We start from the raw sequence: 15,411 nt of genomic DNA on the forward strand, positions 1-15,411 counted from the left end.
ACTGACATGACTGAGCGAATCGAACGACACCACTACGACGTCGTCGTGATCGGCGCCGGCGGCGCCGGCCTGCGGGCGGCGATCGAGGCACGGCTGGCCGGCAAGCGGGTCGCCATCATCTCCAAGTCGCTGTTCGGCAAGGCCCACACGGTGATGGCCGAGGGCGGCGCCGCCGCGGCGATGGGCAACGCGAACGCGCGCGACAACTGGCAGGTCCACTTCCGCGACACCATGCGCGGCGGGAAGTTCCTCAACAACTTCCGGATGGCCGAGCTGCACGCCAAGGAGGCGCCGCAGCGAATCTGGGAGCTGGAGACCTACGGCGCGCTGTTCGACCGCACGCCGGACGGCAAGATCTCGCAGCGCAACTTCGGCGGGCATGAATACCCGCGCCTCGCGCACGTCGGCGACCGCACCGGTCTCGAGCTGATCCGCACGCTGCAGCAGAAGATCGTCTCGCTGCAGCAGGAGGACAAGAAGGAGTTCGGCGACTACGACGCCCGGATCCGGGTGTTCGCCGAGACCACGATCACCGAGTTGCTGCTCGACGGCGACAAGGTGGCCGGCGCGTTCGGCTACTACCGCGAGTCGGGCGAGTTCCTGCTGCTGCAGGCACCCGCGGTGGTGCTGGCGACGGGCGGCGTCGGCCGCTCCTACAAGGTCACCTCGAACTCCTGGGAATACACCGGTGACGGCCACGCGCTCGCCCTGCGGGCCGGCGCGACGCTGATCAACATGGAGTTCCTGCAGTTCCACCCGACCGGCATGGTCTGGCCGCCCTCGGTCAAGGGCATCCTGGTCACCGAGTCGGTCCGCGGCGACGGCGGCGTCCTCAAGAACTCCGAGGGCAAGCGGTTCATGTTCGAGTACGTCCCCGACGTCTTCCGCAAGCAGTACGCGGAGACCGAGGAGGAGGCGGACCGCTGGTACACCGACCCGGACAACAACCGGCGCCCGCCGGAGCTGCTGCCCCGTGACGAGGTCGCCCGCGCGATCAACAACGAGGTCAAGGAGGGTCGCGGCACCCCGGCCGGCGGCATCTACCTCGACATCGCGTCGCGCCGCTCCGCGGATTACATCACCAAGCGCCTCCCGTCGATGTACCACCAGTTCAAGGAGCTGGCCGACGTCGACATCACCAAGGAGCCGATGGAGATCGGCCCGACCTGCCACTACGTGATGGGCGGCGTCGAGGTCGACCCCGACTCCGGCGCGGCGATGGGCCACGTGCAGGGCCTGTTCGCGGCCGGCGAGGTGTCCGGCGGCATGCACGGCTCCAACCGGCTCGGCGGCAACTCGCTCTCCGACCTGCTGGTGTTCGGCAAGCGCGCGGGTGAGTTCGCGGCCCGCTACGTCGACGGCATGGAGAAGCGACCCGCGGTGCCGGCCGGCGCGGTGGAGGCGGCCGTCGACACGGCGCTCGCCCCGCTGTCCCGGGACACCGGCGAGAACCCGTACACGTTGCAGCAGGATCTGCAGGCCGTGATGGGCGACCTGGTCGGCATCATCCGGCGCCAGGGTGAGCTCGAGGACGCCATCAGCAAGCTCGCCGAGCTGCGCGAGCGGGTGGCGAAGGTGAGCGCGGCCGGCGGTCGCCGCTACAACCCGGGCTGGCACCTGGCGCTCGACCTGCGCAACATGCTGGTGGTCTCGGAGTGCACCGCGAAGGCGGCGCTGGAGCGGGCGGAGTCGCGGGGTGGCCACACCCGCGAGGACTTCCCCGCGATGTCCCCGAAGTGGCGGACGGTCAACCTCGTGTGCTCGCTCGACGGCGACAAGGTGCGGCTGGAGCACAAGCCGCTGCCGAAGATCCGGGCGGAGCTGGTCCAGCTCTTCGACCGGGCCGAGCTGGCGAAGTACCTGACCGAGGAAGAGCTGGCGGACTTCGACGCGCTGGCCGAGGGAGCGGGTAAGTAATGGGAACGAAGCGCCAATTCAAGGTCTGGCGGGGTGACGAGACCGGCGGCGACCTGCAGGACTACCAGGTCGAGGTGAACGAGGGCGAGGTCGTCCTCGACATCATCCACCGCCTGCAGGCCACCGAGGCGCCCGACCTCGCCTGCCGGTGGAACTGCAAGGCCGGCAAGTGCGGCTCGTGCTCTATGGAGATCAACGGCATGCCGCGGCTGGGCTGCATGACCCGGATGTCGACCTTCACCGAGGACGAGACGATCACGGTCACGCCGCTGCGGACGTTCCCGGTGATCCGGGACCTGGTCACGGACGTCTCGTTCAACTACGAGAAGGCCCGTGAGACCCCGGCGTTCGCGCCGCCGGTCGGTGTCGCGCCCGGCGACTACCGGATGCAGCAGGTCGACGTCGAGCGCTCACAGGAGTTCCGGAAGTGCATCGAGTGCTTCCTGTGCCAGAACACCTGCCACGTGGTCCGCGACCACGACGAGAACAAGAAGGCGTTCTCGGGTCCGCGCTACTTCATCCGCGCCGCGGAGCTGGATATGCATCCACTCGACGCGCAGGACGACCGGAAGACGTACGCTCAGCAGCATCAGGGTCTCGGATACTGCAACATCACCAAGTGCTGCACCGAGGTGTGCCCTGAGCACATCAAGATCACCGACAACGCGATCATTCCCATGAAGGAGCGCGTGGTGGACCGTAAGTACGATCCGCTGGTGTGGCTGGGCAGCAAGATCTTCCGGCGGCACCCGGGTGACGACGAACTGTCCCAGGCCGGCGAGCGGCACTCGCTGGTCAACCCGGCGGGACCTGTCATGAGGGGTGAGGACTTGCCGGACGCACACGAGCGCACGGAGGAGCAGGAAGTGGAGCGAGGCGTCAACTGGCACCGGCAGCTGGCGCCGGCGCAGCTGCCCGCGGTAGGGGCCAACGGCCGCCTGGGGGTCAGCGAGGCCGCCTTCGACCGCTCGGGTGCCGCGTCGCCGTTCGGCGACGACGTGGAGTTCCCGATGCCGCCGCGCAACCTGAACTACGCGCACCCCGACCAGGACTGATCTGGTCTTCTCGTGAAGGCCCCCGGCTTCGGCCGGGGGCCTTTCCGTTGTTCCGGCGTCAGCGGAGCCAGGGGCCGGCGCGGAGCGCTGCCACGATCGGGGCGTCGGCCGGCAGCCAGGGCACGTCGTCGAGCTCGTCGGCGGCCAGCCAGCGCAGGGCGGCATGCTCCAACGCCCGCGGCTGCGCGTCAACCAGTCGTGCGGCGAAAATCTTCAATACGGTACGGCGGTGGCCCAGCGGGATATCGTCGCCGATGCGATCACCGACCGCGATTCGCACACCCAGTTCTTCCAGGCATTCCCGCACGAGTGCCCCGGTCTCGGACTCGCCCGGCTCGACCTTTCCGCCGGGGAACTCCCACATGCCGGCTAATTCGGGAGGATGTGCCCGAGCACAGGCCAGAACTTTACGCTCAGCAACGATGGCGGCACCGACGATGACGCGGAGGGCATGAGTCCCCCGGCCGTCGGACAGGCTCGGACGTTCGGCGTGCACGACCAACCAGCGTGCCAGACGAATTGCCGTTTCGGGTGTCGGAGCCGTCCCCTAGGTCACCACAAGGGGGAAATGTGGGCGTGGACACGGGGGCCGGTCAGCGAAAGACTGAGGGCACCGAACCATGACGAGATGGCGACGATTTGGCCACAAGCCGGCAACGACGCCTGGGAGGTGTGGATGCGAGCCCTGTGGAACGGGCGGAGTCGAGGCGACTACCTCTCCGACGCGCTCGCCCTGCTGGCCGGCTGGACCCGCGAGGACAAGCAGCTCAAACGGTTGTTTCTGCTCGACAACTCGCAGCACAGCGACCTCACCGAACGAGTGAAGGTCTGCGCCGACGCCCTCCACCTCCGGGCTGAGATCCGTCGCCTAGATGGTTACACACAGGTCAAGCTCGCGGCCGCCGACGGCGTGTCGATCACGGAGCGCGAAGTGACCCTCGCGGCCCGCATCGAAGACGCCTACCGCCTCGTCCTCAACGAGGAGTAGCCGCCCGGTGACCCACCGCCGTTCGCTGCTGTGGGTGTTCGCCGCCACTGCCCTCGGTTGCGTTTCCGGCGCGCTCTGGCCCTACCTGCTCACCGACGGTTACGAAGCCAACGACTCCGCCGTGGGCACCTCGCTGCTCTGCGGCTGCCTCTGCGCGTTGGTGGCCGCCGTGCTCGTCACGTACGCAGGTAGGAAGCGCCGTTGATGTCGATGATCGCGCCGGTCATCGACTCGGTGCCCGGGGTCGCCAGGAACGCGACGAGCCGGCCGACCTCGTCGGCGTCCGCGATCCGCCCGATGGCGGTCTCGTTGCGGATCTCCTCGCCGCGCGGCCCGTTGACGTAGGGCGCCGCCATGTCGGTGTCGACGAACCCGGGCGCGATCGCGGTGACGAAGATGTTGTGCGGGCCGAGCGCCTTGGCCATCGACTGGCTCAGGCTGTTGAGCCCGGCCTTGCTGGCCCCGTAGGCCGGATGGGCGGGCTCGCCGCGGAACGCGCCGCGCGACGTCACGTTGACGATGCGACCGCCGCCGGCCGCGATCATGTGCGGCACCACGGCGTGGATGAGGTTGGCGGGCCCGAGGAGGTTGGTGTCCAGCGTCCGCCGCCAGACGTCCTGCCACTGCTCGTACGAGGTTTCGGTGACCGCGTGCCGCGCGTACATCCCGGCGTTGTTGACCAGCACCCCGATGCCGCCGTGCGCGGCCACGACCTGGTCGACCAGATCCCTGGCCTGCGCGGGATCCTTGAGGTCGGCCTGCCGCGACTCGTGCCCGCCGGGCCCGAGACTGTCCACTGTGTCCTGCGCGGCGGCCTTGTCGCTGACGTAGTGCACGACGACCGTGGCCCCGCCCGCCGCCAACTGGCGCGCCGCCGCCCGCCCGATGCCCCGCGAACCGCCCGTCACCAACGCCACCACGCCACGCAGACTCATGGCGACAGCATGCCAGCCTTGACGGTGGTCCTTAACGTGAGATTCATGACCGCCACGAACGCCAAGTACGACCGCAAAGAGCAGCTTCGCCAGATCGAGAGTGGACTGCTGCAGGGCGAGGAGGTGATCGCGGTCTACGACGCGATCGGCACGGGCACGGGCTTCATCGGCGTCACGAACCGCCGGGTGATCGTGCAGGACAAGAGCTTCGTGGGCAAGAAGGTCGCGATCACGAGCATCCCGTACGCGAAGATCACCAGCGTCAGCGTGGTCAGCAACAAGTCCTGGGGCGGCTCGTTCTTCTCGACGGGCTCGATCGCGATCCACGTGGGCACACACACCTACGAGGTGGAGTTCCGCGGCTCCGACAAGGCCCACCACGTCCACAACGTGGTGCTGCACTACATCTCCTGAGCCCACTCCAACCGCAGACCCCACCGCTGCGCGAGGCGGGCGTACCGGCCGCGCACCTCGTCTTCCGTGAGTTCCAGGCGCTTCGCGTGCTCGGCGACATCGGTTGTCGCGATCACCGCGGCCGGATCGTGGGCGACCTGTGACCATTGATCGCCGACCAGGCGTCGGTCGATCTTGTCGAAGCGGCAGTCCGCGATCACGGACAGCACCCGCCGCCGCCCGGCCGCGTCGATGCCCTGGTTTCGCAGGCGGTCTCGGAGCCGCTCGTGTGCGCGCGGGTCTCCGAGTTCCGCCGAAATAAGATCGGCATGGATGCCGTGCTCCTCCGTGCGCGGCACGAAGTCAGCCAGGACCGGGCGGATGACGTCGCGATGCCCGGCGAAGCCCGCGGCGGACCATTCGACTCTCGCCAGGGAAGCGATCGCGGTGGCCCAGACGTCCGGGTCCGACTCGCGACCGAGCCAGGCCGCCAGGTCGGTCAACTCGTCGAACTCCCGTACCTCGACGATGCGCGCGCCCGCCGCGCGGACACCAGGGTCGGTGGACCGGGCGGCGATCTCGGTGATCTTCGTCCGCACCGGAAGCCGGCGCCAGTCGGACTCGGTCAGCGCGTAGACGGCCATGGCTGGTTCCGCGCGGCTCAGCCAGTCGAGCATGGCCGCCTGGACGGCATCCAGGTCCGCGGGATCCCCGAAGCCACATTCACCACGGGCCAGCCAGAGCACGAAGCGGGCCACCTCCGGGTCGATCGGGTCCGTCCGCAACAGGTCGGCGCAACGGCGGGCCACGACCGTCGGCACGCGGTGTGGCCCGTCCTTGCGGTGGATCCAGGCCAGCGCCCAGACCGCCGTCATCGGCAACGGCCGCCGCTCGTGCGTGAGGGCCACCAGGTCCTCCGTCAGACCGCCGAAGTCCTCCGCGAGGTCCTGCATGTCGTCGTTGGCACCGCGTTGCATGATCTCGAAGGCGGCCGTCAACGCGTCGCTCAGGTCGGTCGAACGCAGCCTGCGTCGCAGGCCCGCGGCGTCGGTCCCGGACGACCTCGGGGACTGCGTCCGAGGGCCGAGCAGCTTCCAGACGAGCCTGGAGTCGCTTCGGACGCTCCCGTCGCACCGTTCGACGACGAACCGCACCGCGTCGCCCCGCCAACGGCTCCGCAGCAGGTCGGCCGTCTCGTCGCCGAAGTAGCTGCTGCTCTCCCGCCACGCCTCGAGTGCCTGGTCGAGGATCCGCCCGCTCACGTTCGGCTCGTCGGCCAGGCACCGCAGGGTCAGCCCGACCAGGCGGTCGCCGCCGTGGGAGAGCAACTCACGCAGGATCTCCTCGGCGTCCGCGTCGTTGCAGCTCGCGACGCAGAGCTGGACAGGCTCGTGCCAACTGGCGCCCGTCGACTCGGGGCCGTCGGAGACCACGAGGGGCACCACCGCGTCGGCCAGCGACGACGTCGGGTCATGGCCGTGGTGGTGGCCCTCGACCAGGGCCCGGGCCGCCAGGTATTCCTGGAACGTCAGGTGGCGGAACTCGAACACCGGGACCGGCCTGCCCTTGTGTCGCACCTCGCCGGACTCGACCAGCAGGCCGGTGCGCGCCTCGACCAGCTCGAGGAACTTCTTCGGCTCGTGGTTGCGCGCGGAGTGCACCTGCGGGAACTCCGCCCGCATCGCGGTGAGGAGGTCGAGCACCTCGTCCTCCCGCAGCCGTTGGACGCCGGCCGCGCACATCGCGTGGGCGAGGTACTCGAGCTGAGGCATCGCCTCCCGCGGGTCCAGCGGCAGATCGACCTCCCGGCGCCAGTTGAGCAACACCTGCACGGCCTCCCAGTAGAGGTCGGCCCGGCGGCTGGGCAACTTGCCGATCTTGCGCTTCACCAGCGCCATGGTGGTGAGCAGCATCGGGTTCGCCGTCAGCGCCTCGATCTGCGGGGTGCTGTGCACGTCGCGGATCAACTCGGCGGTCGCGGTGGCCCGGCGGTCGGGCGGCTCGACCAGCGCGCACCAGCGGGCGGCGAAGTCGTCCTTGTCGGCCGGCTCCAACGCGTCCACCAACACGTGCGCGAACCCGCGGCCGATGCGGTAGTCCATCTCGCGGTAGCCGACGATCCGGCAGGTCGCGACGATCGACGCGCGCGGGTACGCGGCCGCGACCCGCTCGATCTGTCGGCACAACCGGATGCGCAGACCCGGGTCGGTGATCTCGTCGAGCCCGTCGACGAGCAGGAGCGCGGTGCCCTCCGTCAGCCGTTCACGGACCAGCCCACGGAGCGCGACCCGCTCCGTCTCGGCCATCTCCTGCTGCCGCAGGACGACGTCGAGGATGTCGTCGAAGGCGCCTCCGACGGACTCCGGGCGCAGGTCCCGGCACCGGATCAGCACCGGGAGCAGATCGACGTCCGGCAGCGTGCCGACGTCGGGCAGCGCACGCCAGTCCGGATCCTCGGCGAGGCGCAACAGGTAGGCGGTGGCGATCCAGCGCAGCAGCGTGCTCTTGCCCGAACCCGGGTCGCCGAGCACGACCACCCGCCGCGCGTCGCCGAGCTGCCGGCCGACGGGCATGCGCGCACCGTCGCCCGGCTCCCGCGCACCGGCCGGTTCGAGCTGCTCGAGGGTGTCGCCGAGCGACTTCGCCGGAAGCGGGCGCACCCGCAGCGCCACGTACAGCCGCCGCAGCTCGAGCTGCCGCAGCGCGATGTGCCGGTCGGTCTCCGGCAGGTTGGCGAGGTCGACGAGGTCACACGCCTCGAGCGCCAGGGCGCGGTAGCGGTCCTCCGCGGTGGCGGCCACGCCGCGATCGGCGGCCCGCTGGTCGAGCGGGAAATAACGGGCCAGCGCGACGACGAGCTCGGCCCCCGCCCGCGCCTGGTTGCGCCACCAGGCGGCGACCCGGCCGTCGAGGCTGATCGAGTCGGTGTCCGCGTCCTCCTCCATCTGGACGACGAAGACGCGGTTCTGCCGGCTCGCCGCGCGGGCGGCGTTGACCACGCGGCGCGCCCAGGACGTGCCGACGGCTTTGATCGTGCCGCACAGCACCACCGGCGCGCCCGCGTTGAGGAGCTGCTGCGCCTCCTCCACGAGGGAGTCGCCGACCAGGACGGTGCCGCCGTGGTGCACCTCGTAGCCGGCCGCCCGGATCGGGCCGGCGAGCTCCTCGGCCAGGTCCTCCTCACCGTGGGCGTGCGCGATCAGGACGGTGACGCTCACCGGATGGCTCGCAGCAACCGCGCCACGCCGGCCGCCCGGTCGCGGGTGAGGTCGGCGGTCTTGAGGTCGGCCAGGATCGCGGGCGCGTCACCGCCGGTGAGCACCACCGGCAGCAACCTGACCCCCGCGCCCTGGAGCTGCCGCGCCAGCGCGGACGCCCACTCCCGGGTGATCCAGGGCGACTCGACGCCGTGGGTGGAGTAGCAGAGCACGACGTAGTCCGCGGCGCTCAGGCCCGCGTTCATCCACTCCACGATGGAGTCACCGACCGCCAGGTCGGTCTCGTCCAGCCGGACGTCGTGCCCGGCGGCGCGGATGTCGTCGGCCAGCTTCTCGGCGAGGGCGGCGTCGGCCACACGGTGGCTGACGAATACGACGGCCATCGGCGCATGGTAGCGACGCGAGTACCGTGAGCGGTACCGCTGGTCACCCTGATCGGGTCAACGGACGACCAGGTTCCACTTCCGCTTGGCGGCGATCGTGACGCCCGGGGCGCGGTAGTAGGGGTCGGCGGCGATCAGTTCCTCGAACTCCGCCTCGGTGGCGACGTCGAAGATGAGCAGCGCGCCCGACTCGTCGGCGTAGGGACCGGCCATCGCGACCAGCCCTCGCTCGTTGAGCCCGGCCACCAGCTCCCGGTGTGCGGGCCGGTGGTCCAGGCGCTCCGGGTTGCCGTCGAAGGAGAGCTCGAGCAGGAACATGAGCACATCCTAGATCCCGCAGGTCGGCACGACCTCCGGGTACGTCTGCCGGTGTGCGCAGGCCGCGCACTCGTAGACGTGGTGGCCGCCGCAGTCGCAGGGGCGCCACCAGTGGCGGGGGCGGGCCAGGGCGTACGGCTCTCCGCAGCCGAAGCAGGTCGCCGGGCTCGCGGCCATGTCGAGCAGGTCGTGCCGGTCGTAGCGGTAGCCGACCACGCGCGGGTCGGTCGAGCAGCGCAGCACCACCGTCGCCAGCTTCGCCGGGTCGTCGACGACGAGCCGTGAGTCGCAGCCGGCGCGCCAGGTCACCGTGATGTCCCAGATGCTCCGCCAGACCTCGGCCGGAGCGGGGACGGTGGCGGGTCGCAGGTCCATGAGGATGGTCGTCACGTCTATCAACTCCAGGTGGAGACCGGCCCGGGAGCGTCCGGGATCGTGCCGCTCCCGGGCCGGTGGACTTGAACTAGCGCGTCCGGGCGGGCACCCGGGGTTGCGTACGCCGGCCCGGCTGCACGATGGCCCGCAGGCCGCGCTCGACGTGCCCGGTCGGCCGGTTCGAGGCGTGATAGGCCCGGTGTTTCCCGGCGTCGCCGATCAGCGCGCCGCACTCCTCGCAGATCTTGTCTGCCTGCCGCGGGTGCAGGCGCCCGACCGGCCGGTCACCGGGCTCGATCGGGTTGACCTTGTTCTGCGCCTTGGCCCAGAGCGGGTACCAGATCTGCTCGAGATCGTCCGGGTCGACGCCGAGGGCGTCCAGCAGGGTCTCCAGGTTGCGCCACTTCGGCGGCTTGCTGGCGTTGAAGATGCGGCTGATCGTGGACGGCGAGATGCGCCGCTGGCACAGTCGCGAGATCTCCCGCAACGAGGGCTCCTGCGCGCGGCGGTAGGTCGCCCGGAGCAGGGTGAGCAACTCGTTCAGGTCCTTGTCGACGGATTCGGCCATGATGTCCGCGGAACGCGTCCGCTACACCTCCGTCCGGCGGATGGGGCCGCTCGCGGATAGTCGGCCCGCGACCTCGCCGGCGACCACGCCCGCGAGGCCGGCGCCCAGGGCCGCGTCGAACAGGTCGTATCCCATCAGGACGAGGACGGCACCGAAGGCCGTCACCGCCGACCCGACGATCACGGTGGGGAGGGGGCTCGCGTCGCCGACCAGCCGCCGCGCCACCTGGTTGCCGATCAGCGCGAAGCCGGCGGCGCAGACGAGGGCGTCCTGCAGCGGGTGTCCCGCGAGCAGCACCACAGTCGTCGTGGCGAGGACGAGGAGGGCGGGGACCACGATCGGCCACCACGACGCGCGGCGCGGGCCGGGCGCCGCGGCCCGGACGTCCGGCTCGGGTGGCTCCAAGAGTTGATCTACGGTGACCAAGGCTCTACTGACCTTTCCTGAGTTGTCTGTGTACGCGCTGTGGCGGGTTGGGGCCGCGCGGCGGTGCGGGGGCGGAGGGGTCGGTTCCTCCGCCACCCTTTGCTGGTCCAGAGTTGTCCTGCTGGTGGCGGGACGTGCGTGGAGATCCGCTCGATCGTGGAACGGGCACCGCGCCGGCGTCGTCGCTCTTGCAGCGAGCAGGTTCAGCCGTAACGGTGCGTGTCCATCATGCTGGATCCCCGAGGGGCCGTCACGCCCGTGAACCAGGTTGCAACGACCGCTTCGCGACACGCCGCCGAAAGATCATTCGACGGTACCGAGTGGTCCACCGAGGAATTGTTCGCGGCGCCGGTCCGTGGCCGCGGGCCCTATCCGAAAAAGAAGAGGACCGCCCGGCTGCAACGGGCGGTCCTCGTTTCGTTTTCCCGAACGTCCGTCTGGACCAGCAGACAGCAACTCGGTGGCCGAGCCGATCGTGGATCAGCGAGCCATTCCCTCGATGAACGAGGATGTGTGTTCCAGGTTGGGCCAATGCGGCCACCCAGAACAGTCCTTGCAACAGGTGCAACGAAGTGCGACAGGGTCAAGCCACGAATTCCGTCGGACGAAATGCCCGATATAGGCCGCATCCTCCCATCCCGATCGGTGATCGTTTATGACGGAGAGTGTGCGGATTCGGCGCACCCGATGACTGTGCGTTTAGTTGATCAAGGGTGCTTCGCAACGCGTCAACGCGCCGCGCTCCACCGTGCGACAGGCGTCGAACCGCGTTGGTGCGCACCGCCTCCACCCGTGCGAGTGAGGGCACCCGGAACGGTGCCGGAGGCGGGCGTCATCGAATCTTCGGCGACCAACGGAATAAGATCGCCGACGAATGGAGAATCTTCGGAGACAGAGATCGGATAAGCGGATTCTCGGTGGAACCATAACGAATAACGGCCCGAGGGAGGTCGCACAGAATGTGCGCCCATCCAGCGAAAACGAGATCTTCACGCGTTTCACGCCGCCCGCGTGGTGCGGATCTTCACCCCTTCGGGACACTCTCGACGGGCTGCGGCATGATCGAATGCCGGAATCCGACGCGGAGAGCGTGTTCTCGCGGCTCGGAACGACCCTTTGATCTTCCAGCGGCGACTGTTCGCACCATCAGAAAACCGCATCGGATTGGCACGCGGAAATACCCGTTGCCGCCGACCTCCTCTGGTAACCTCCGCCGCCCATCGAGGTCAGATAAGCGAATTCCGCCACTGCGAGTGCAGCATCGCATAGTGACCGCCACCGGTTACCAAGCGTGACGGTGGGCCGTCCTCGACCACGCGGCCGTCGTCGACGACCAGCACGCGGTCGGCGATCTCGACCGTGGAGAGGCGGTGGGCGATGACCAACGCCGTCCGGTCCCGCAGGATCGTCCGCAGCGCCCGCTGCACCAGCCGTTCCGTCGGCACGTCCAGCGACGACGTCGCCTCGTCCAGGATCAGCACGCCCGGGTCGGCCAGGAACGCCCGGGCGAACGCCACCAACTGGCGTTGGCCCGCCGACAGCCGACCACCGCGGCGGTGCACGTCCGTGTCGTACCCGGCCGGCAGGGCCGCGATGAACTCGTGGGCGCCGATCGCGCGGGCGGCCCGCACCAGATCCGCGTCGGTGGCGTCGGGACGCCCGAACCGCAGGTTGTCGGCGACCGTACCCGCGAACAGGTGGTTCTCCTGCGTCACCATGACGACCGCCCGGCGCAGGTCGGTGTCGCCCACCTCGCGGAGGTCGACCCCGTCGAGCCGCACCACGCCCGAGACGGGGTCGTAGAACCGCGCCACGAGCTTCGCCACGGTCGACTTGCCGGCCCCGGTCGCACCGACGAGGGCCACGATCTGCCCGGCCGGGATCTCGATGCTCAGGTCGGAGAGCACCGCCGGCCCGTTGGAATAGGCGAACGTGACGTCCCGGAAGGAGATCGACCGGCCGGCGGCGGAAGCGGGCAGCGGCACCGGTGACGCCGGCTCCGGCACCGCGGGCCGCTCGTCGAGCACCCCCGCCAGCTTCTCCAGCGCCGCCGTCGCCGACTGCAGCGCGTTGTAGAACTGGCTCAGCTCCTGCATCGGCTCGAAGAACCGCCGCAGATAGAGCAGGAAGGCCGCGAGCACCCCGATCGCCGTGCGGCCGTGCAGCACCTGCCAGCCGCCGAACGTCAGCACGCCGGCGATCGCCACGTTGCCGATCAGCTTGAGGCTGGGCGAGTACACGGCGATGAGCCGGAACGCGCGCAGGGACGCTCTCCGGTAGTCGTCGTTGAGCGCGTCGAAGATCTGCTGGTTGCGCGGTTCGCGGCGGAACGCCTGCACCGCCCGGATGCCGCCCAGCGACTCGACGAAGTGGACGATCACCAGGGCGACCGCCTCGCGGGTGCGGCGGTACGCGACCGCGGACGCCAGCGCGAACCAGCGCGACAGCCACAGCAGGAACGGGAACGTCAGCAGCGTCACCAGCGCCAGCGGCGGGTCGAGCCAGAGCAGGATGCCGGCCACCGAGACCACCGACAGGCCGGCCAGCACCAGGTCGTCGATGCCGCCGTCGACCAGTTCGCTGATCGAGTCCATGTCGCTGGTCAGCCGGGCCACCATCCGGCCCGACGTGTAACGCTCGTGGAAGCCGATCGACAGCCGCTGGAAGTGGTCGTAGACCCGCTGCCGCAGGTCCCGCAGCACGTCCTGGCCGATCCGGGCCGACAGCCGCAGGAAGCCGCGTTTCCCGAAATACTCGGCCAACGCCGCCGCCACGAACACCAGGCCGATCTCGATCAGCAGCACCGGGTCGCCGGCCCGCAACGGCGGGATGCCGCGGTCGATCGCGAGCATCACCAGCAGCGGCCCGGCCATCCCCGCGGCGCTCTGCAGCAGCAGCAGCGCGACCGTGGCGGCCAGCGCGCGCCGGTGCGGGCGTACCAGCGAAGCCAGCAGTGACCGGCTGCGGACCCGCAGCCGCGCGACCGCCGCCGGATCCGCGTCCTCGGCCGTGGTGCGGTCGGCGTCGAGATCCGCGGCCCGGCCGCGCCAGGCGTGCGCCGTCATACGGCGTCCGCGGTCGCCGCCGCCTCCGCGAGCACCGCCCGGTACGCCGGCACCGTGGCCAGCAGTTCCGAGTGGGTGCCGGTCGCCGCGATCACGCCGCCGTCGAGCAGCGCGACCCGGTCGGCCAGGGCGATCGTCGACGGCCGGTGCACGACGAGCAGCGCGGTCGTGTCGGCCAGCACCCCGGCCAGCGCCTTCTCCACCAGCGCCTCGGTGTGCACGTCGAGCGCCGACAGCGGGTCGTCGAGCACCAGCACCCGCGGCCGGCTCAGGATCGCCCGGGCCAGCGCCAGCCGCTGCCGCTGGCCGCCGGAGAGCGACAGGCCCTGCTCGCCGACCCGGGTGTCGAGGCCCCACGGCAGGTCGTCGACGAACTCGGCCTGGGCCAGCGCGAGCGCCTCGTGGATCTCGTCGTCGCTCGCGTCGGTGCGGCCCAGCGCCAGGTTCTCCCGCACCGACATCGAGAACAGTGTGGGTTCCTCGAACGCGACGCCGACCACCTCACGCAGCGAGTCGAGCGGCAGGTCGCGGATGTCCCGGCCGTCGAGGGTGATCCGGCCGGCGGTGACGTCGTAGAGCCGCGGCACGAGCGAGACCAGCGTGGTCTTGCCGCAGCCGGTCGTGCCGACGACGGCGAGCGTCTCGCCGGGCCGCACGGTCAGCGTGATGCCGCGCAGCACCGGCGCCGCGACGCCGGGATAGCTGAAACGGACGTCCTCGAAGCGCACCTCGCCCCGGACGGCGGCGGCCCGGGCCGCGCCCGGCCTGTCCACGATGGAGGGTGGCTCGTCGAGGACCTCGTAGATCCGGTCGGAGGCGGTCATCGCCTCCTGCGCGTTGCCGATGATCCAGCCCAGCGACTCGATCGGCCAGACCAGCATCAGCTGCAGCGTGACGAACGCGACGAGCTCGCCGATGGTCAGCCGGCCCGCGGCTACCTCGACCGAGCCGAGCACGAGCACCGCGGCCAGCGTCAGGTTGGGGATCAGGTCGAAGTGCGCGGACGTACCGGCGAGCTGGCGACCTTTGTCGACGGCGGTGTCGTGCAGCCGGTCGGCGCCGGCGCCGAACTGGTCGCTCATGAACGCCTGCCGGCCGAACGACTTGACGGTGCGCAGGCCGCGCGCGGTCTCCTCGACCTGCGTGGCCAGGTCGCCCTGCTCGTCCTGCATCCGTCGGGAGGTGCGCAGATAGGTGCGGGTGAACCGGCGGCTGACCACGACCAGCGGCACCGCGCTCGCCGCGACGAGCAGGCCCAGGGGCCAGTGCAGACGGATCAACAGCGCCACGACCACGGCGTACGTCGTCAGGTTGACGATCAGGAACAGCAGCCCGAAGGAGAGGAAGCGCCGGATCACGCCCAGGTCGGCGGTGGCCCGGGCGAGCAGTTGGCCGCTCTGCCAGCGGTCGTGGAACGCGACCGGGAGCCGCTGCAGGTGGGCGTAGATCTCCTGGCGGATGGTCGCCTCCATGCCGAGCGACTGGCTCGACTGCGACCAGCGCCGGACGAAGATGAGCACCGCCTCGGCGATCCCGAACAGCAGCGCCAGCCCGCCGAGCGCGAGCAGGCCGCGCGGGTCGCGGTCGGCGATCGGGCCGTCGACGACGCGGCGGACGACCAGCGGCACCGCGATGCCGACTGCCGTGCCGGCCAGCGCCGCGAGGACCAGGAGGGCGAACTGCAGCCGGTACGGCCGGAGGTAGCGGCGCAGCCGCCACAGGTTGCGTACCCCGGACTGATGGTCACGTTTGGTACGCACCCCGTGACGG

14 protein-coding genes and 1 pseudogene are annotated in these 15,411 nt (G+C 70.3%); 5 read left to right on the forward strand and 10 right to left on the reverse strand.

Annotated features, from left to right (window positions below):
- Positions 1-6 precede the first annotated feature (6 nt).
- Positions 7-1,917: a fumarate reductase/succinate dehydrogenase flavoprotein subunit gene (locus Asi02nite_RS16045; protein WP_203713718.1), complete on the forward strand. Its 1,911-nt coding sequence runs from the start codon at positions 7-9 to the stop codon at positions 1,915-1,917.
- Positions 1,917-2,673 (forward strand): annotated as a pseudogene (locus Asi02nite_RS16050) (succinate dehydrogenase/fumarate reductase iron-sulfur subunit); the annotation flags it as partial. The gene Asi02nite_RS16045 and the pseudogene Asi02nite_RS16050, both read left to right, overlap by 1 nt.
- Positions 2,674-3,030: 357 nt before the next feature.
- Here the strand turns inward: Asi02nite_RS16050 and Asi02nite_RS16055 are convergent.
- Positions 3,031-3,468 (reverse strand): (deoxy)nucleoside triphosphate pyrophosphohydrolase, encoded by a 438-nt coding sequence (locus Asi02nite_RS16055; RefSeq protein WP_239126750.1) that lies wholly within the window; start codon positions 3,466-3,468, stop codon positions 3,031-3,033.
- A 180-nt stretch (positions 3,469-3,648) separates the two neighbouring features.
- Here Asi02nite_RS16055 and Asi02nite_RS16060 point away from each other — a divergent pair, with 180 nt between their 5' ends.
- Together Asi02nite_RS16060 and Asi02nite_RS16065 are read left to right on the forward strand one after the other, a co-directional pair.
- On the forward strand, positions 3,649-3,960 hold the full coding sequence (locus Asi02nite_RS16060) for a 4a-hydroxytetrahydrobiopterin dehydratase (protein WP_203713826.1): 312 nt from the start codon (positions 3,649-3,651) through the stop codon (positions 3,958-3,960).
- A 7-nt stretch (positions 3,961-3,967) separates the two neighbouring features.
- Positions 3,968-4,165: a hypothetical protein gene (locus tag Asi02nite_RS16065; RefSeq protein WP_203713720.1), complete on the forward strand. Its 198-nt coding sequence runs from the start codon at positions 3,968-3,970 to the stop codon at positions 4,163-4,165.
- Here the strand turns inward: Asi02nite_RS16065 and Asi02nite_RS16070 are convergent.
- Positions 4,137-4,895, reverse strand: coding sequence for an SDR family NAD(P)-dependent oxidoreductase (locus Asi02nite_RS16070; RefSeq protein WP_203713721.1), 759 nt, complete (start codon positions 4,893-4,895; stop codon positions 4,137-4,139). The genes Asi02nite_RS16065 and Asi02nite_RS16070 overlap by 29 nt on opposite strands.
- 45 nt (positions 4,896-4,940) lie before the next feature.
- On the opposite strand from Asi02nite_RS16070, the gene Asi02nite_RS16075 reads away from it, so the two are divergent.
- The gene (locus tag Asi02nite_RS16075) at positions 4,941-5,309 is read left to right on the forward strand and encodes a PH domain-containing protein (protein ID WP_203713722.1); all 369 of its coding nucleotides are present in this window, start codon (positions 4,941-4,943) and stop codon (positions 5,307-5,309) included.
- Here the strand turns inward: Asi02nite_RS16075 and Asi02nite_RS16080 are convergent.
- The 8 genes from Asi02nite_RS16080 to Asi02nite_RS16115 form a co-directional block, all read right to left on the reverse strand.
- On the reverse strand, positions 5,297-8,506 hold the full coding sequence (locus Asi02nite_RS16080; RefSeq protein ID WP_203713723.1) for an NACHT domain-containing protein: 3,210 nt from the start codon (positions 8,504-8,506) through the stop codon (positions 5,297-5,299). The two genes, Asi02nite_RS16075 and Asi02nite_RS16080, sit on opposite strands and share 13 nt — an antisense overlap.
- The gene (locus Asi02nite_RS16085; RefSeq protein WP_203713724.1) at positions 8,503-8,889 is read right to left on the reverse strand and encodes a toll/interleukin-1 receptor domain-containing protein; all 387 of its coding nucleotides are present in this window, start codon (positions 8,887-8,889) and stop codon (positions 8,503-8,505) included. Before Asi02nite_RS16085 ends, Asi02nite_RS16080 begins: the two co-directional genes overlap by 4 nt.
- Before the next feature lie 57 nt (positions 8,890-8,946).
- Positions 8,947-9,207, reverse strand: coding sequence for a YciI family protein (locus Asi02nite_RS16090; protein WP_203713726.1), 261 nt, complete (start codon positions 9,205-9,207; stop codon positions 8,947-8,949).
- Positions 9,208-9,216: 9 nt separating this feature from the next.
- Positions 9,217-9,597 (reverse strand): hypothetical protein, encoded by a 381-nt coding sequence (locus Asi02nite_RS16095; RefSeq protein WP_203713728.1) that lies wholly within the window; start codon positions 9,595-9,597, stop codon positions 9,217-9,219.
- A gap of 73 nt (positions 9,598-9,670) precedes the next feature.
- Entirely contained in the window at positions 9,671-10,150 is a 480-nt protein-coding gene (locus Asi02nite_RS16100; RefSeq protein ID WP_203713730.1) for a helix-turn-helix domain-containing protein, read from the reverse strand.
- Between the two features lie 21 nt (positions 10,151-10,171).
- Positions 10,172-10,555: a hypothetical protein gene (locus tag Asi02nite_RS16105; RefSeq protein ID WP_203713732.1), complete on the reverse strand. Its 384-nt coding sequence runs from the start codon at positions 10,553-10,555 to the stop codon at positions 10,172-10,174.
- 1,247 nt (positions 10,556-11,802) lie between these two features.
- Complete coding sequence (locus Asi02nite_RS16110) at positions 11,803-13,641, reverse strand: ABC transporter ATP-binding protein (RefSeq protein WP_203713734.1); 1,839 nt, start codon at positions 13,639-13,641, stop codon at positions 11,803-11,805.
- Positions 13,638-15,401 carry an ABC transporter ATP-binding protein gene (locus tag Asi02nite_RS16115; protein ID WP_239126751.1) on the reverse strand — a complete coding sequence of 588 codons (1,764 nt, stop codon included), beginning with the start codon at positions 15,399-15,401 and terminating at the stop codon, positions 13,638-13,640. Before Asi02nite_RS16115 ends, Asi02nite_RS16110 begins: the two co-directional genes overlap by 4 nt.
- Positions 15,402-15,411: the final 10 nt, after the last annotated feature.

Source organism: Asanoa siamensis (assembly GCF_016862555.1).
GTDB lineage: Bacteria > Actinomycetota > Actinomycetes > Mycobacteriales > Micromonosporaceae > Asanoa > Asanoa siamensis.